Source organism: Polymorphospora rubra (genome assembly GCF_018324255.1).
GTDB lineage: Bacteria > Actinomycetota > Actinomycetes > Mycobacteriales > Micromonosporaceae > Polymorphospora > Polymorphospora rubra.
This window is the reverse complement of sequence record NZ_AP023359.1, coordinates 6,541,472-6,557,876: the sequence shown is the minus strand read 5'-3', so window position 1 is coordinate 6,557,876 and position 16,405 is coordinate 6,541,472. Positions and strand designations below refer to the sequence as shown.

The 16,405-nt window shown below is 74.5% G+C and carries 13 protein-coding genes and 2 pseudogenes; 5 read left to right on the top strand and 10 right to left on the bottom strand.

The features are described from left to right. Window positions 1–44 precede the first annotated feature (44 nt). Together Prubr_RS29485 and Prubr_RS29480 are read right to left on the bottom strand one after the other, a co-directional pair. Complete coding sequence (locus Prubr_RS29485; protein WP_212828682.1) at window positions 45–875, bottom strand: SAM-dependent methyltransferase; 831 nt, start codon at window positions 873–875, stop codon at window positions 45–47. 134 nt (window positions 876–1,009) lie between these two features. After that, window positions 1,010–1,441, bottom strand: a complete 432-nt coding sequence (locus Prubr_RS29480; RefSeq protein ID WP_212818143.1) for a GNAT family N-acetyltransferase — start codon at window positions 1,439–1,441, stop codon at window positions 1,010–1,012. 419 nt (window positions 1,442–1,860) lie between these two features. Here Prubr_RS29480 and Prubr_RS29475 point away from each other — a divergent pair, with 419 nt between their 5' ends. Next, window positions 1,861–2,757, top strand: coding sequence for an amidohydrolase family protein (locus Prubr_RS29475; protein ID WP_281425958.1), 897 nt, complete (start codon window positions 1,861–1,863; stop codon window positions 2,755–2,757). A 17-nt stretch (window positions 2,758–2,774) separates the two neighbouring features. Here Prubr_RS29475 and Prubr_RS37240 read toward each other — a convergent pair. Next, window positions 2,775–3,014 (bottom strand): annotated as a pseudogene (locus tag Prubr_RS37240) (GNAT family N-acetyltransferase); the annotation flags it as partial. Continuing rightward, entirely contained in the window at window positions 2,984–4,285 is a 1,302-nt protein-coding gene (locus Prubr_RS37235; protein ID WP_246569061.1) for an alpha/beta fold hydrolase, read from the bottom strand. The pseudogene Prubr_RS37240 and the gene Prubr_RS37235, both read right to left, overlap by 31 nt. A 133-nt stretch (window positions 4,286–4,418) precedes the next feature. Here Prubr_RS37235 and Prubr_RS38025 point away from each other — a divergent pair. Further along, window positions 4,419–6,179: pseudogene (locus Prubr_RS38025) on the top strand (AfsR/SARP family transcriptional regulator); the annotation flags it as partial. A 1,362-nt stretch (window positions 6,180–7,541) separates the two neighbouring features. On the opposite strand, the gene Prubr_RS29450 reads toward Prubr_RS38025, so the two are convergent. Continuing rightward, the gene (locus tag Prubr_RS29450) at window positions 7,542–8,084 is read right to left on the bottom strand and encodes a dihydrofolate reductase family protein (protein WP_212818142.1); all 543 of its coding nucleotides are present in this window, start codon (window positions 8,082–8,084) and stop codon (window positions 7,542–7,544) included. Window positions 8,085–8,221: 137 nt separating this feature from the next. On the opposite strand from Prubr_RS29450, the gene Prubr_RS29445 reads away from it, so the two are divergent. The 3 genes from Prubr_RS29445 to Prubr_RS29435 all read left to right on the top strand — a co-directional run bounded on the left by Prubr_RS29445 (window position 8,222) and on the right by Prubr_RS29435 (window position 10,496). Next, a complete protein-coding gene (locus tag Prubr_RS29445) occupies window positions 8,222–9,034 on the top strand; it encodes an alpha/beta fold hydrolase (RefSeq protein WP_212818141.1) in 813 nt (270 codons plus the stop codon). A 107-nt stretch (window positions 9,035–9,141) separates the two neighbouring features. After that, a complete protein-coding gene (locus Prubr_RS29440) occupies window positions 9,142–9,867 on the top strand; it encodes a Clp protease N-terminal domain-containing protein (protein WP_212818140.1) in 726 nt (241 codons plus the stop codon). Window positions 9,868–9,986: 119 nt separating this feature from the next. Next, entirely contained in the window at window positions 9,987–10,496 is a 510-nt protein-coding gene (locus Prubr_RS29435) for an NUDIX hydrolase (RefSeq protein ID WP_212818139.1), read from the top strand. 37 nt (window positions 10,497–10,533) lie between these two features. Here Prubr_RS29435 and Prubr_RS29430 read toward each other — a convergent pair whose 3' ends face one another. From Prubr_RS29430 to lanKC, 5 genes are all read right to left on the bottom strand, one after another. Then, the gene (locus Prubr_RS29430) at window positions 10,534–11,235 is read right to left on the bottom strand and encodes a VOC family protein (protein WP_212818138.1); all 702 of its coding nucleotides are present in this window, start codon (window positions 11,233–11,235) and stop codon (window positions 10,534–10,536) included. Between the two features lie 42 nt (window positions 11,236–11,277). Beyond that, window positions 11,278–11,649, bottom strand: a complete 372-nt coding sequence (locus Prubr_RS29425; RefSeq protein WP_212818137.1) for a GNAT family N-acetyltransferase — start codon at window positions 11,647–11,649, stop codon at window positions 11,278–11,280. Between the two features lie 213 nt (window positions 11,650–11,862). Then, complete coding sequence (locus Prubr_RS29420) at window positions 11,863–12,489, bottom strand: TetR/AcrR family transcriptional regulator (RefSeq protein ID WP_212818136.1); 627 nt, start codon at window positions 12,487–12,489, stop codon at window positions 11,863–11,865. Window positions 12,490–12,572: 83 nt separating this feature from the next. After that, a complete protein-coding gene (locus Prubr_RS29415) occupies window positions 12,573–13,850 on the bottom strand; it encodes a YcaO-like family protein (RefSeq protein WP_212818135.1) in 1,278 nt (425 codons plus the stop codon). After that, window positions 13,847–16,402, bottom strand: coding sequence for a class III lanthionine synthetase LanKC (gene lanKC / locus Prubr_RS29410; RefSeq protein WP_212818134.1), 2,556 nt, complete (start codon window positions 16,400–16,402; stop codon window positions 13,847–13,849). The genes Prubr_RS29415 and lanKC overlap by 4 nt, the downstream gene beginning before the upstream one ends. Between the last annotated feature and the right edge of the window lie 3 nt (window positions 16,403–16,405).

Sequence of the window (16,405 nt, the reverse complement as noted above, 5' to 3'; positions counted from 1 at the left end):
TGACAGGAAACTCCCAGGTTCGCCCGGGTGCCCCGCCCGGCGGCTCAGCCCGGCTTTCGGGCGACCCCGGCCCAGTAGTAGGCGGCGTTCGGGTCGGCGGGCGGCGGGCCGTCCGGCCGCCACGCCAGCACCGGCACCACCCCGGGCTCGACCAGTTCCCAGTCGGCGAAGAACCGTTCCACCCCGGCCCGGTCGCGAGGCACCAGGGTCATGCCGCCACGGCCGGCCGCCCCGACCACCTTCGCCATCGCCGCCGGGTCGAAGTCCTGGCCGGGGTGGGTGATGACGACGTAGCTGCCGGGCGGCAGCGCGTCCATCAGTTCCCGGGACGTGCCCCACGGGTCGTCCTCGTCGGCGATCAGCATCAGCATCGCGACCAGCATCAGGGCCACCGGCTGGCCCAGGTCGAGGGTGCGGGCCAGCACCGGGTCCGCCAGGATCGACGCCGGGTCACGCAGGTCGGCGTGGATGTACTCGGTCGCGCCGGCACCGCTGTCGCGGATCAGCGCCCGGGAGTGGGCCAACACGATCGGGTCGTTGTCGACATAGACCACCCGGGCGTCGGCGGTGGTGCGCTGGGCGACCTCGTGCAGGTTGGGGCTGGTCGGGATGCCGCTGCCGATGTCGAGGAACTGCCGTACGCCGGCCTCGCGGACCAGGTGGTCGACGACCCGGTCGAGGAAGCGGCGGTTCTCCCGGGCCATGGTGCGGATGTCCGGGATCGCCTCGGCGAAGGCCGCGCCGACCGCCCGGTCGACGGCGAAGTTGTCGGTGCCGCCGAGCCACCAGTCGTACACCCGGGCCGAGTGCGCCACCGTGATGTCGACGCCCGGCGGGGCAACCTCGCGTTCGTTTCTTCCGCCGGCACCGTCCACTGAGGTGTCCCGCTCCGCCACCGCACCGCCGTCCTGAGCCACGATCACGCCTCCCGTCGCATCGCCGTCGATCCCGCCGACCCTAACCGTCCCTCAGTCCCACCGACAGCCCTGCCGACCTTCCCTGGGCGCGCTCAGGCCGGCGGCAGCGGTTTGACCCACCGGGCCCACTCGGCCTGCGGCGCGAAGCCGGCGGCCCGCCAGGCCCGGTGGGCCGGTCCGTTGTCGACGAGCACCATCGCGTCGGCACGCGTCCCACCGAGCCGCCGGAACCGTTCCTCGGCGGCCGCGATCAGGAGCCGGCCGATGCCCCGCCCGCGGTGCGTGGGCGCGACCGCCAGCCGGTAGAGGTGGCAGCGCCACCCGTCCCAGCCGGCGATGACGCTGCCCACCAGGCTCCCGCCGTCGACGGCGAGGATGAGCGCCTCCGGGTCGCGGGCGACGAGCGCCTCGACCGCCCGCGCGGTGTCGGCCGGGCGGTGCGCGTCCTCCGCCGCCACCTGCCAGAACGCGAGCAGGTCGGGGATGTCCGCGCCGGTCGCGGGACGTAGCGAGACCTCGGGCACCGCCAGAGGGTACCGGGCCGCCGGCCCGAACGAGGCGACGATCGCCGCGTCGGGCGTCCGGACGCTCCTGTGGTGCGTCAACCGGCGGCCGCCGCCGTGCCCTTCCTGACGTGACGGTGCGTGGTGATCGTCAGCTGTTCCGCCGTTCCAGGTACGGCGGGTCGAACTGCCGGGCAGCAGATGATCACGGGTGCCCTGGGGGTTTGTCGAGGAAGGACCCCCGAGGTGTTGCGGTCCACAGCGAATTCGGCGTACGCACAGCGAACTCGCTGTGGGGCGGGACACCGGTATCCGGCCTCCGGGCGGGCTGGTGGACCGGGCCGGTGCAGCGGCCGCGAGTCGGGGGCGGGTCAGCCGACGTCGCTGGCTAGGGTCGACGGGTGCCCGGCGCCGGCCGGGCCGGTCGGGAGGGGGCCGCCGTGGCGACGACACCCGGTCCGCGCGGCGACGCCGACGTACCCGGCTACCTGCGCGAACTCGGCATCCCCGGGCTGGCCGACGTGCACGTGCACTTCCTGCCCGAGCCGATGATGCGCAAGGTGTGGGCCTACTTCGACCGGGCCGAGGAGAACTACGGTCTGCCCTGGCCGATCCGCTACCGCACCGACGAGACCGACCGGCTACGGCGGCTGCGCGCCCTCGGGCTGCGCACGATCCCCGCCCTGTCGTACGCGCACAAGCCGGGCATGGCCCGCTGGCTGAACGACTGGAGCGCGGACTTCGCCCGGCGGGTCCCCGACGGGCTGCACTGCGCCACCTTCTACCCCGAACCGGGCGTCACCGCCGACGTACGCGCCGCGGTGGACCGGGGCGCGCGACTGTTCAAGGTGCACGTCCAGGTCGGCGGGTTCACCCCGGACGACCCGCGCCTGCACGACGCCTGGAGCCTGCTCGCGGCGGCCGGGGTGCCGGTGGTGATCCACGCCGGCTCCGCGCCGCTGGCCGGCGAACACACCGGCAGCGCGCCGGTACGCCGGCTGCTCGCCGACCATCCGCTGCTCACCCTCGTGATCGCCCACCTCGGCATGCCCGAGTACGACGAGTTCGCCGACCTCGTCGAGGCGTACCCGAACGTCCACCTCGACACCACGATGGCCGGCACCGACTTCAGCAACCGGTTCGCCCCGCTGCCCGACCGCTACGTGGCCCGGCTGGCGGGGCTCGGTCACCGGGTCGCGCTCGGCAGCGACTTCCCCAACATCCCCTACCCGTACGCGCACCAGATCGCCGCCCTGGCCCGGCTGGGGCTCGGCGACGACTGGATGCGCGACGTGCTCTGGCACACCGGCGCCCGGCTGCTGCGGCTGCCCGGCTAGCCGCCGACCGGCGGCGGTCAGGTCAGCGGCAGCGCGCCGACGGTCTGGCCGCCACTGGTCTCCCCGGTCGGCCGGAAGCCGAGCCGCAGGTAGAACTCCTCGGGCCCGGACCCGCCCGGCTCCCACGTCACGAACGCCCGGTCCGCGCCGCGCCGGCGTACCTCGTCGCAGACCGCCGCGACGGCGAAGCGGCCGTATCCCCGGCCCTGGTGTGCGGCGGCGATGTTCAGCCGCCAGATGCCGGACCGGACGTCGTCCGGCCGGGGCCGGGACGTTGCGGCGGGCGGTCGTCGAACGCCGGCGGAAGGGGTCGGGGGCGCAGGACGGCGGCGAAGAGCAGGCCGAACCCGAGCGCCATCAGCGGCAGCCCGATCCCGAACGGCAGCTCGCCGACCCAGTTGATGCTGGTCCGCTCGGGCAGCGCACCGAGGCTGACCGCGACGACGGCGAGCGCGAGGAACATGCCGGCGATCCCGGCGGTGACCGCCGTCATCGCCGCCGCCACCGAACGGCCGGCCCACAGACCGGCGACGACCGCCACGACCAGGCAGGGGATGGTCAGCAGGGTCCATCCGCCGCCGGTGCTCAGGGTCGCGTACTCCCAGCCGGAATACCACCACCGGTACGACTCGCCGACCCTGAACCAGGGCAGCAGGTAGCCGGCGAGCGCCGCGAGGGCGCCGATCAGCATGGCCATGTCGGGCGCCGGCCGGTACGGCCGTTCCTGGGTGGTCATCGGGGCCGACCGTAGCAGCGGCCGGCCAGGACGGCGCCGGGTCGGGTCAGCCGTCGAGGAACTCGTCGACCATCGGGGCCAGCCACCCGGCCCGCTGCGGCAGCGTCGTGTGGGTGGTGCCGGGCAGGACCGCCAGCCGGCACCGGGGCAGCCCGACGAGGTCACCGGCCACTCCCCGCCGAGCAGCCGGAACATCTCCACCGCGTGCTCGGGCACGACGATGTCGGAGTCGGCGAGCACGACCATCGTCGGGGCGGCGAGGGCCCGGATCTGGTCGGCCGACCACCGTGGCGGGTCGGCGTCGAGCCGCTTCACCTTGCCGACCAGGTTCGCCCAGCCGGCGGGGTCGGGTGCGGTACGCAGGTACTCCTCGTGGAACTCCGACCCGTGCAGGTGCTCGGGCCGCAGCTCCTGGATGCCGTCGAGCAGGCCGGGGTGCAACCCGGACTCGTCGAAGCTGCCGGAGGCGAGCACGAGCCGGCCGACGCGGTCGGCGTGGTCGGTGCCGAGCCGCAGCGCGACGCCCGCCCCCATGCTCCACCCGAGTACGTCGGCGACCGCGACGCCCAGGTGGTCGAGCAGGCCGACGACGTCGGCGGCGAACCGCTCGTAGGACAGCGGGCGGTCCGCGTCGACGGTGCGGCCGTGCGCCTGGAGTTCGACGGCGACGACCCGCCGGGTCTTCGCCAGCAGCGGCAGGAGCGTGCCGAACGAGGTGCCGATCGCGGAGAGCGCACCGTGGATCAGGACGACGGGCCGGCCGGTGCCGGTGCCGTGCTCCTCGTAGTACATGCGCAGGTCGTCGACGATGGCGTAGCTCATGGCCGGTGGTCCCTTCGGAAGGCGGTGCCGGTGACGTCCACACCGTCCGCCACGCCGCTTACGGCCGGCTTCAGCTCGGCTTACGGGCTTGTAGGGTGGCCGGATGCAGTTCGGCGTACTCGGGCCGCTCGCGGTCACCACCGACGCCGGCGAACCGGTGACCGTACCCGGCGCCAAGGTCCGGGCACTCCTGGCCGACCTGCTCGCCAACCGCAACCACGTCGTCTCGGCGGACCGCCTCATCGACGACCTGTGGGGCGACGATCCGCCGGCCAACCCGGCCGGGGCGCTGCAGGTACGCGTCTCGCAGCTGCGCAAGGCCCTCGACGACGCCGAGCCGGGCGCCCGCGACCTGGTCGGGTCCCGGCCACCCGGCTACGTCCTGCGGACCACCGCGGTCGACGCGGACCGCTTCGCCGAACTGGCCGGGGCCGGCGACGTCGAACGGCTGGCCGCCGGTCTCGAACTGTGGCGCGGCGAGCCGTACGCCGACTTCGCCGACGCGGAGTTCGTCCGCGCGGAGGCGACCCGCCTGGCCGAGCGGCGGCTCGCCGTACACGAGCGGCTGGCCGCCGCCCGGCTCGCCCGCGGCGAACACGACCTGGTCGCCGGCGACCTCGCGGCGCTGGTCGCGAAACATCCGCTGCGGGAGGGGCTGCGGGCGCTGCACCTGCGTGCCCTGTACGCGGCCGGCCGCCAGTCCGAGGCCCTGGACAGCTACGCCGACCTGCGGGCCCGGCTCGCCGACGAGATGGGGCTCGACCCCGGCCCGGAACTGGCCGACCTGCACCGCCGGATCCTGGCGCACGACGCCGGCCTCGACGCGCCGCCGAGGGCCGTGCCACCAGTCACGCCGCCGCCGGCCGCCGCGCCGACCGCCCCGCCGGCCGCCGCGCTGGTCCGCAACAGCATCCCGGCCCGGCTCGACGAACTGGTCGGCCGGGCCGAAGCGCTCACCGAGCTGCGTGGCCTGCTCGCCGGAGGGCGGCTGGTCACCCTGGTCGGGCCGGGCGGCGTCGGGAAGACCCGGCTGGCCACCGAGGCCGCCCGCGACGCCGCCGACCGGCCAGACGGCGCCGGTCCGGCGTTCCCGGACGGGGTGCACCTGGTCGAACTGGCGGCGCTGCCGGCCGGTGATCCGGGCGTCGCCGACCGGGTGCTCGCCGCGCTCGACGTCCGCGAGGTCGCCGGGGCCGCCGCCACCGCCCCGGAACGGCTGCTGGCGGCCGTCCGGCACCGGCGGCTGCTGCTCGTGCTCGACAACTGCGAGCACGTCGTCGAGCCGGCCGCCGACCTGGTCGCCCGGCTCCTGCGCGACGCGCCCGGCGTCACCGTGCTCGCCACCAGCCGGGAGCCGCTCGGGCTCACCGGGGAGCGGCTGTGGGACGTACCGCCGTTGGCCGTGCCCGGGGAGCGGCCGGACGTCGACGCGGTCCGGCGGTCGGCCGCGGCGCGGCTGTTCGCCGCGCGGGCGGCGGCGAGGCAGCACGGCTTCCGCATCGACGAGCGGACCGCGCCGGCCGTCGCCCAACTCTGCCGCCGCCTCGACGGCCTGCCACTGGCCCTGGAGCTGGCGGCGACCCGGGTACGGTCGCTCGGCCTGGCCGGGGTCGTCGACCGGCTCGACGACCGGTTCCGGCTGCTGGCCACCTCCGCCCGCGACCTGCCGGTACGGCAGCGCACGCTGACCGCGGTGATCGGCTGGAGCTGGGACCTCCTCGACGACGAGGACCGGTCGGTGCTCGCGCGACTCGCCGTCTTCGCCGACGGCTGCACCCCGGACGCGGCGCGGGCCGTCTGCGACGCCGACGTCGACGTGCTGGCCCGGCTGGTCGACCGCTCGCTGGTGGTCCTCGACGAGACGGACGGTGGGCCACGTTACCGGCTGCTGGAGTCGGTCGCGGCGTTCGCGCTTGACCGGCTCGCCGACGTCGCCGCCGTACGGACCCGGCACGCGTCGTACTACACCGACCTCGCCGAACGCGCCGACCCGCTGCTGCGCGGGCCAGGGCAGCGGGAATGGCTGCTCCGGCTCGACGCCGAGGCGGCGAACCTGCGCTCGGCGCTCGCCCACGGCGACGGAAGCCGCCTCGCCGTCGCGCTGACCTGGTACTGGTTCCTGCGCGGCCGGTTCACCGAGGCCGGTCGGGCGCTGGCGGCGGACGGCGACGACGCGCGGGCCGCCGCCTGGCGGATCGGCTTCGCGCTGCTGCAGGGTGACCAGGTGGCCGCCGCCGAGATCCACCCCGCCCTGGCCCGGGCCGCCGACCCGCGGGTCACCTGGTTCGTCGCATACGCGCTGCTCGACCGCAGCGACCTGGACCTGGCCGCGGAGCTGCTGTCCGTGGCGGCCGACGCCGGGGACCGGTGGACCGGGGCCGCCGTGCTCGCCTCCCGGGCCAAGCTGGCGCACGCGGCCGGCGACCTGGCCGCCCTGGACCGCGACGGCACCCGCTGCGCCGAACTGTTCGCCGAACTCGGCGACCGGTGGGGCCGGCTCCAGGCGACCGACTGGGTCGGCGGCCTCGCCGACCTGAAGGGCGAGTACGACCGCGCCGCCGCGTTGCACCACGAGGGCCTGCGGTGGGCGCGGGAGCTGGCGTTGTGGCCCGAGGTCGGCAGCAAGCTGTCCTGGCTGGCCTGGATCGCGGTGCAGTCCCGCGACTACGTGCGGGCCCGGGAGCTGGGCGACGAGGCGTACCGGCTGGCGGTCGAGCAGGACGTGCCGGCGGCGGTGGTCTTCGCGGAGTTGAGCCTGGCGTTCGCGGCCCGCCGCGACGGCAAGCTCGACGTCGCCACCGCCCACCTGGAGCACCTGGTCGAAGTCGGCCGCCGCGAGCAGCAGCCGGCCCTGTTCCTGCCGATGGTCCTCGTCGAGCTGGGCTACGCGGCCGAGCAGGGCGGCGACCCGGCGGCCGGGCTGGCCCTGCACACCGAGGCGTTCGACCTCGCGCGGACGATGGGCGCCCAGCGGGACGCGATCGGCGCTCTGGAGGGGATGTCGTCGGCCGTACCCGACCTGGACCTCGCGGCCCGGCTGCTCGGCGCGGCCGGGCGGCCCGGGCGGCGGCCGACTTCGGCGCCGCGCCGGCCGAGCGCGTCGAACTCGACCGGATCACCGTCCGGCTCGTCGCCGCGCTCGGCCGGGCCGGGTTCGACGCCCTGGTCGCGCGGGGACGCGACCTGGGCCCGGACGAGGCCCGGGCCCTGGTCCGGCCGCCGTCGGCTACTGTCCGGCCGGCCGGTACGTCGCGATGATGACGCCGCTCTTCGTGACCCGGGTGTCGGCGAGTGCCAGGGTCGCCTTCGCGTCGGCGAGCGGGCCGGTCACGGTGGGGCCGCCCTCGAGGACCGGGTGGATCCAGAACACGACCTCGTCGAGCAGGCCCGCCCCGAGCAGGGTGTGGGCGACCGGGCCGTAGCCGTACATCAGGATGTTCCGGCCGTCCTGGGCCTTGAGCTTCGTGACCTCCTCGACCAGGTCGCCCCGCAGGACGGTGGTGTTGCTCCACCCGGGGTCGGTCAGGGTGGTCGAGGCGACGTACTTGCGGACGCCGTTCATGTAGCCGGCGCCGTCGGCCTCCGCCATCTTCGGCCACGCCTCGGCGAAGCCCTCGTAGGTGGCGCGGCCCATCAGCAGGGCGTCGGCGCCCTTCTGCAGCGAGTCGGCGAAGGCGCCGGCGTCGTCGTCGAAGTACGGCATGGTCCACGCCGGGTTCTCGATGACGCCGTCGAGGGTGATGTACGTCGAGGCGATGATCTTGCGCATTGGTTCCTCCTGGCTGTGCTGCGTTGACACCCGGAACACTGCCGGCTCCCACTTACGGTTTCCTTCAGGTGGCCTTACCGGGCGGCCACCGCGTGGGACGTCCGGGGCTGTCGTACCGCCGTGCGACCGTGTCAGACATGACCGAACTCGTCAGGTCGGCGGACGGCACCCGCATCGCGTTCGACATCGAGGGCGACGGGCCGCCGGTCGTCCTGATCGGCGGGGCGATGCAGTTCCGGGCCTTCGACCCGGACACCGGAAAGCTCGCCCACCGACTCGCGGCACGCGGGTTCACCGTCGTCAACTACGACCGGCGCGGACGCGGGGAGAGCGACGCCGGCCCGGTCGGCGCGCTCGATTCGGAGGTCGAGGACGTCGCGGCGCTGGTCGACCGGGTCGGTGGCCGCGCCGCCCTCTACGGCGGTTCGTCGGGGGCGGTCATCGCCCTGTGGGCCGCGCAGGCCGGGGTCGGCGCGACCCGGCTCGCGCTGTGGGAGGCGCCGCTGGCGCCGGAGGGGCAGGGCGACGGCGGCGAGACCCACCGCGGGCTGCGGGACCGGATCGCGGCCGGCGACCACGAGGGCGCCGTCGAGTTCTTCATGCGGGACATGCCGCCGGAGTGGCTCGCCGGCTCGAAGGCCAGCCCGGCCTGGCCGATAATGGTCGGCATCGCCCCGTCGCTGGTCGCCGACGCGGCGGCGCTGACTAAGGCGCAGGAGGCGCCGTGGGCCGAGCAGTGGTCGGCGGTCGACGTACCGGTGCTGGCCATCGTCGGCGAACAGACCCTGCCGATCTTCCCGCCGGCCGCCGACGCGCTGGCGGCCGCACTCCCCCACGCCCGCACCGGCACCGTCGCGGCCGCCGACCACCGGTGGCAACTCGACGCCATGACCGACACCCTCGCGGCGTTCCTGGCGGAACACGGTCCCGGCGCGGCCGGCCACCGCTGAGGTCACGGCCTGACGACCACCTGCTCCCCGGTAAGAACGCGGAACCACTGGACGAGTAGCGTCAACTTTGGGTTGACGAACCCCATGCGTCAACTTATGGTTGACGCATGACGAACCCCATTCCCATGTCGGGGCAGGTACGCCTCGACGACCTCATCGAAGGCATCAAGAAGGTCCACACCGACGCGCTCGAACAGCTCTCCACCGCGGTCATCGCCGCCGACCACCTCGGCGAGGTCGCCGACCACCTGATCGGTCACTTCGTCGACCAGGCCCGCCGCTCGGGTGCGTCGTGGACGGATATCGGTCGCAGCATGGGGGTCAGCAAGCAGGCCGCGCAGAAGCGTTTCGTCGCCAAGGCCGGTGACATCCTGCCGGACCTCGACCCGAGCCAGGGCTTCAACCGCTTCACCAACCGGGCCCGCAACGTCGTCCTGACCGCACAGGAAGAGGCCCGGGCGGCCGGCAACGACGAGATCCGCCCCGCGCACATGGTGCTCGGCCTGCTCGCCGAACCCGAGGGGCTGGCCGCCAAGGCGATCGTGGCACAGGGCGTACCGCTGGAGCGGGTCCGGGAGGCCGCCGCCGCGACCCTGCCGCCCGCCGCCGGCCAGGCGCCGGACCTGATCCCGTTCGACGCGCAGGCGAAGAAGGCCCTCGACCTGACGTTCCGGGAGGCGATCCGGCTGGGCCACAACTACATCGGCACCGAGCACATCCTGCTCGCCCTGCTGGAGTTCGAGAACGGCACCGGGGTGCTCGCCGACCTCGGGATCGACAAGGCGGTCACGCTGCGAGAGGTCGAGGCGGCGCTGAACGCGCTGAAGGGCTAGTGGCGCTGAACGCGCTGAGGGGCTGGCGGCGCTGAAGGGCTGGCGGCCCGGACAATGAGCCGTGCCTGCGCCGGTTCGGCACGGGCACGGCGTCACCGGGACCACGGAAGGAGTTGGCCTTGGGCGAGCGAACGCCCGCGGGTGACCTGGCGGAGATGGTCACCCGCTCCAACGGTCAGGACTGGTCGGTCTCCTGGCATCCGGGCCCCACCGCGCCGGCCGGCCGGTCGCACGGAGCCGCCGGCATCTGCCTGACCGACGCTGCCGAACTGGTGCTCGTCAGCCACGACGGCGAGCACTGGGGCTTTCCCGCCGGCCGGCCCGAGGGTGCCGAGTCCCCGTTGGAGACGCTGCGCCGGGAGATGCGCGAGGAGGCCTGCGTCGTGGTCCGGGACGCGCGTCTCCTCGGCCACTCCCGCAGTCGGTGCCTGCGCGGGCACGAGCGGGGGCTCGTGCTGGTGCGGTCGTACTGGCGGGCGGAGGTGGAACTTCTCGCCTGGCGGCCGGAGTTCGAGATCAGGCACCGCCTGGTCGTCCCGGTCGGCCGGGCGAAGAACGTGGTCCGCGACCCGGACGCGGCAGCGACGCGCATCGCCCTACGCGCACTGGACGAGGCCGGCGTCGGGTGAGCCAGCGAGGGACTAGCCGGCGGGCCGGGCCGGTCCGCTAGTCGTCACGGCCCTGCCAGGTCGTCACGCAGGCCTCGTTGCCCTCGATGTCGGCGAGGACCCAGAAGGCGGGAGCGTCGGCCGCGGAGACGAGCCGGCCGCCGGCCGTCAGCGCGGCCTCGATCCGTCCGGCCGCCTCGTCGTGCGGGACGCAGATGTCGAAGTGGATGCGGTTGCGTTGCGGGCGCGGGCGGTCCATCCGCTGGAACCAGATCGTCGGTCCCTGCCCGACCGGATCGACGATCGGATCGGTGGGGCCCCCGGTGCCCGCCTCGTCGGTGTAGCCCAGCACGGCCCTCCAGAACGGCCGGACCGCCGCGATGTCGAGCGCGTCGATTGCGATCTCCAGGAGTTGGACCGACCGGGGTGCTCCCGTACCGATCTCGGGTTCCGTGCGCAGCCCGAGATCGCGCACGGTGGCGGAGATCCGGTGTGCGAGGTCGAGGTCGCGGGCCGTCAGCGCCGCCCGGTCCAGTGCCTGGAGCGTCAGGACGACCCGGTCCGACCGGACGTCGGCGCGCAGGTGCCCGTCGGCGTCGTCACCGCACGCCGCCACCGGGCGCGCCACCACCTCGGCCGCCTGGCCGAGCGAGGCGACCGGGACCGACGTACGCAACGCGCCGAGCAGATAGCGCCAGCCCTGCCCGCCGACGGCGTCCGAGGCGGCTTGCCGGGTCGGGGTCTGTTCCACAGGGGACATCCTCGCACCGGTGCCGGTGTCCGCTCCGCCCCGGGCCGACCGTCAGCCGGGCTGTTCGAGTTTCATCGAGACGTATTCGCTGAAACCCGCGCGCCGGGCGAACCGTACCGGGCGTCGCCGGTACGGCGTGAAGCCGAGCTTGCGGTAGAGGCCCAGCGCGGCGGCGTTGGTGTCCTTGATGTCCCGCAGGACGTACACCCGGTGTCCGGGAAGGGCGAGCAGGTGGGTGAGGAGTGCGGTGGCCACGCCGCGTCCCTGGTGGGCCGGGGCGGTCGTGACGAAGCCGATCTCGGTGAGGTCGTCGCCGGCTCCGTCGGGCGCGCCCATGAACTGGCTACGCACCACCAGGTGGCTGATCGTGCCGTGGACCGGCCCGAGGTGGCTGCGGAACTCCCGCGACCGGGGGCGAAGCACTCCTGCTCCCCGGTGGTGAGGGAGGCGACGGCGGCCGGCGCACCGTCGACGAGAGCGACATGGAAGCGGTCGAGCAGGATCATATGCGCGAACGCGTCGGCGACCTTCGCCGGATCGGACGAGAAGTACGCGAAGTCGTCGGCGAATCCGCCGACGAGGACCTCGGTGATCGGCCGCCGGTACGCCTCGCCGAGCCGGTCGGCACGGACGACGTCAGTCATCGCTCTCCCCTGTCGGTGTGCGCCCGCCGGTCAGCACCCGCATGACCGACTCGGGTCCGGGCAGGCCCACCTCGTCGCGCAGGCCGAGCCTGGTCGTGACGATTCCGGAGAACAGTGCCAGGTAGGTGGTCGCCAGTTCGGCCGGGTCGCCCGCGACGAACCGCCCGTCGCGTTGGCCGCGTTCGACGGCGTCGGTGAGCGCCCCTCTGAACGCCCGTAGGCCGTGCCCGAGACGGTCCCGGACACCGGCCGGCTCGTCGGCGATGAATCCCTGGTTGAGGACCATGAAGAACTCCGCGGCGCCGTCGGTCGCCGTGAGGTCGGCCAGGAAGCCGCGGGTGAAGTCGTCCAGCACGGCGCCCGCGTCCGCGCTGTCGGCGAGAGTACGGACCGTCGCGGACAGACCGTCGAGCGCCTGGGCGACGACGTCCCCGAAGAGTTCGTCCTTGGTCGCGTAGTGCTGGTAGATCAGGCCGGTGCTCACCCCGGCCCCGCGGGCGATGTCGCGCATGTTCGTCGCCGCGAACCCGCGTCGGGCGAACAGCCGGATGGCGGCGGTCAACACCGCCTCGCGGGTGGCGGCACGCATCGCCCCGTTACTCGCCGCCGAGCGGGGCACCGGACCTCCACGTTTCAATGAACACATGTTCACTGTACGAGCGGCACGCGTCTCCGGCAAGTCGGCCGGCCGGGACACGACCGTCAGGGCAGTGGATGCGGCCGGCGGCGTTGCCCGGGCGCGAAGGTCGCCACCAGCCCGGTGCGCGCCTCGGCGGTGGCGAGCCGGGGTCGGTTCCAGCTCCAGTCCTTCTCCTCGTCCATCCGCAGATGCTGGTAGCCGGCCGGAACGACCTTGACCGCCGCCCAGCCCATCGCGCGGATCCGCGCCGGCAGTCGGGCAGTGAGGTCCACGACCAGCGGGTCGGCACCGTCGGCGACCAACCCGGCGACCAGATCGTCCACGGTGGGGCGCCGCGGCCGGCCGACGGACGGCGGCGTCGGCGGGGTGAAGTCCGCCGTCCACCCGACGATCGAGTCGGTGCCCTCGGCGCTGAGCATGAAGGCGACCCGGTCGTTCTCGTCGTGGATCCGGGCGGGCACGTCCGGCGGCGGCCCGGCCCCCCTCGTGTTCCGCAGCAGCCCGCGGACCTGGAGCCCCTCCTGGAGCGCACCGAGCACGCCGCGCGCCGGATCCTCGGAGACCTTGCAGCCGACGGCCGCCGCCCGGCCGCCGCCCCACTCGTCGACGACCACCGCCACGCCACAGCACAGGTCGGGGAAGGCGGTGGGCACCCGGGCGAGCACGACCCGCAGGCCGGCGGCCGCCGCGGTGGACAGCAGGGCGGCGACCGCGCGCCCGGTCGGCCCCGTCCCGGACTCCGGCGGCGCGATCCGGGGCAGGTGCAGACCCCGCTCCCAGGCGACCATGACGGCGTCGCGTTCGATCATTTCGAGCAGCGCGTTGCGCAGTGCCATGTCGTATCCCGCACCGCTGGCCGCCCCGGAGGGGCCGGGGTCGAACGTCGGGGCCTCGTCGTCGGCGCAGGGCCAGTCGACCAGCCCCGCCGGCACCAGCAGCGGGGCGCCGTCGCGCAGCCGGCGGGCGGGATACCAGGTCAGCTCGTGGTCGGCGGTGCCGGGTGCGCCCAGGGCGAGGTCCGGCCGGTCGTACGCCAGCGCGGCCGGGCCGAGGTCGGCCCGCCGGCCCCGGACGGTGCCCTCGAGGGTGCCCCGGGCGGGGTGCAGCGCGGCCCGCTCGACGGCCTCGCCCGCGCCCCGCAGGACCGAGTCGGACCGGGAGTACGCCCCGGCGCCGACGTACCGCGCGGAGGGCGGCAGGCTCTCGTCGTCGGGATCGCCGGGCCGGTCGAGTTCCACGACGGTCTGCCAGAGCAACTCGACCGGTGGTCGTGGGGCCCCGATCGCGAAGACACGGCTGATCCCGTTCCGGGCGTCCAGCGTCGCCGAGATGTCGATCATGAGCGGACCCCGGCGGGTGATGGCTGTGGGAAGAAGGGCACCGGGGTCGGCGCGTCGGTGACCGCCGTGTGCACGGCGAGCAGGACGCCGCTCGCGCCGGTCGCCAGGTCGGGGGAGAGTTTGAGCCCGTGCTCGCCGAGGAAGGCCCGCCCGTCGTCGCGGCGTACCGCGTGCCATCCGAGATCGGTCAGGTGCCGCCGCACCGCCGCCCGGTCGTCGGCGCGGCCGGCGGGGTCGAGTCCGGCGGGGTCGAGTCCGGCGGCTAGGTAGTGCAGCCCCAGCAGGGAGCCGGCCCGGCCGGAGAACCAGCCGGCGCCCGGCATGAACCGGGCCCGGGCGCGTACCCGGAACGCCTCGGCGGCACGACGCAGCCCCGCGTCGTCGCGGTGCCGCAGGAACTCGGCGATGACCATGGCCGTGCCGACCGGCCCGGCGAGCCCGTGCAGGTGCCGCCAGGGCGCGGCGTCGGTCTCGAAGCCGAACATGGCGACGTCGCGGCCCAGGGCCTCGGCGGCCCGGTCGAGCAGTGTCGGGTCGCCGCTGTGCTCGTGCAACCGCAGCAGGAAGAGGGCGTGACCGGCCGGGCCGTGCAGCAGACCGGGCCGGCGCGGGGCGTACCGGTCGGTGAAGTCGGCGAGTTGCCCGGCCACCCGGTCCGCCGCCCCGACGAGGTGCCGCCGCGTCCCCGGGCCGGCGAAGTGCAACAGGGTGAGGCCGAGACCGCTGAGCCCGGCGAGCAGCCCCGCGTCGAGGCCGTCGCGGGGTGCGGCCATGGCCCGTTCGAGGGTCTCCCCCGCCTGTTCGGCGAGGCCAATCCGGTCGAGCGCGTACGCCATCCCGGACAGTCCGGCACCGAAGTCGGGGCCGGCGGTAACCTCCCGGACCACCCGCCGGAGCCGCTCCTCGTGCTCGGCCGGCACCTTGACCCCGGCCCGGCTGAGTGCCCAGAGGGTGCCGGCGGCCCCGTACGCGAATCCCCACCCGCCCACCGGGGAGAGGAACTGTCCGATGTCTCCCGGATAGAGCCGGTCCGGGCGGCCCGGGTCGGCCGTGGCGAGTACGCCGTTGCCCAGGACGGTCCGCACCTCGTCCAGCGAGTCCGGGTCCGGATCCGGCCACAGCGGGTCGGCCGGGCCGCCGGTCGACGGCTCCCCGGTGTCCAGGCGGAGGTCCCGGCGCAGCCGCTCGAGGAACGTGCCGGGCACCGGGAAGTCGGCGGCGACCAGGTCGAGCAGTTGCCGGGTCTTCTCCGGCCCCCACATCGTCACGATGGTCAGCGGAAGGAACGTCGCCAGTGCGACGCAGGCCAGGGCGTACCGGTCCGCGTCGACGCCGACACAGCCGGGTGGCGCGCAGAAACCCGGTGCGCCGATCGCCTGGGCGGCGGCGTCCGCGACCGGTCCGGCGGTCTCGAAGTCGATGAACGTCACCTCGCCGTCCGGGGTGACCAGGATGTTGTTGGGATGCAGGTCGTTGAAGAGCACCCCCCGGCCGTGCATCTCGCGCAGGGCCCGCTCGATGCGGTCCAGCAGGGACAGCGCCCAGGCGGTGTACCCGGCGACGTCGCCGTCGCCGGTGATCAGCGGGTTGCGTTCGCTGACCACCCGGCTCAGCGGGGTGCCGTCGACGAACCGTCGTACCAGGAACAGATGCTCGTTGCCGGTCCGGAAGTCGAGGGCCTCCGGCACGCAGTCGAGTCCGGCCAGCCGCTCCAGCGCCCAGTGCTCCTGCCGCAGCCGCGCGACCGCGTCCCGCCCGTCGCGGTCGAGCCCGGCGAGCGGACGGGCCTCCTTGAGCAGCACGGTCGCCCCGGTACGGGTGTCGGTGCCCTGGTAGACGCCGCCGCCGTTGGAGTAGTGCAGGGCCCGGCTCGCGCGGTACGGAAAGTCCTTCAGGGTGCCGCTGGCGCGGGCCGCCACCGCCTCCCCCAGGATCGCCGGCACCGGCACCCACGCCGGCGGGTGGAATCCCGGCCGGCGGACGTCGGGGACGAGGTTGCCGTCCGGGTCCACGATGCACGGCACCGGCTCGCCGTGCGGCCCGCGCCCCTCGATCATCCGGAACCCGCCGTAGCGGACGTACAGCGGGCCGGTGCGCCACCGCAGGTCGCTGAGGATGTACGGGCTCTGCCGGCCGTCGAGCGCGGTGCCGAGTTCGTGCAGGACGTGCCCGAGTGCCGCCTCGTCCCGGGGGTAGATCGTGACGAACTTTCCGCTCGCGGACCGGTCGCCGTACTTGCTGTTGCGGCGCTTCAGATGGTCGAGCCCCCGGATGAACTTGAACGGCGTCCCGACCCGGCGGCAGTACGCCCAGCACTCGTCGAGGATCTCCGGCGCGTTCTCCAGGGTCGCCGACACGTGCACCTTCCATCCCTGGTCGGGCAGGTGCGCGGCACCGGGGGCGAGGAAGACCCACTCGCCGTCCCGGTCCCGCGTCCACCCCGTCGGCAGGTCGTCGGCGACCAGCGGGAAGTCGGTGCCGGTGGAGTGGTACGCCGGCCGGTCGAAGAACGGCTCGCCCTCGTGGCAGTACTCCAGATAGCGGATGTCCATCCG

Bases quoted from the DNA above. Each gene is read 5' to 3' on its own strand.
- Prubr_RS37235 (WP_246569061.1), bottom strand. From the start codon at position 4,285: ATGTACTACGAGGAGCACGGCACCGGCACCGGCCGGCCCGTCGTCCTG.
- Prubr_RS29450 (WP_212818142.1), bottom strand. From the start codon at position 8,084: ATGCGCAAGATCATCGCCTCGACGTACATCACCCTCGACGGCGTCATC.
- Prubr_RS29445 (WP_212818141.1), top strand. From the start codon at position 8,222: ATGACCGAACTCGTCAGGTCGGCGGACGGCACCCGCATCGCGTTCGAC.
- Prubr_RS29440 (WP_212818140.1), top strand. From the start codon at position 9,142: ATGACGAACCCCATTCCCATGTCGGGGCAGGTACGCCTCGACGACCTC.
- Prubr_RS29430 (WP_212818138.1), bottom strand. From the start codon at position 11,235: ATGTCCCCTGTGGAACAGACCCCGACCCGGCAAGCCGCCTCGGACGCC.
- Prubr_RS29415 (WP_212818135.1), bottom strand. From the start codon at position 13,850: ATGATCGACATCTCGGCGACGCTGGACGCCCGGAACGGGATCAGCCGT.
- lanKC (WP_212818134.1), bottom strand. From the start codon at position 16,402: ATGGACATCCGCTATCTGGAGTACTGCCACGAGGGCGAGCCGTTCTTC.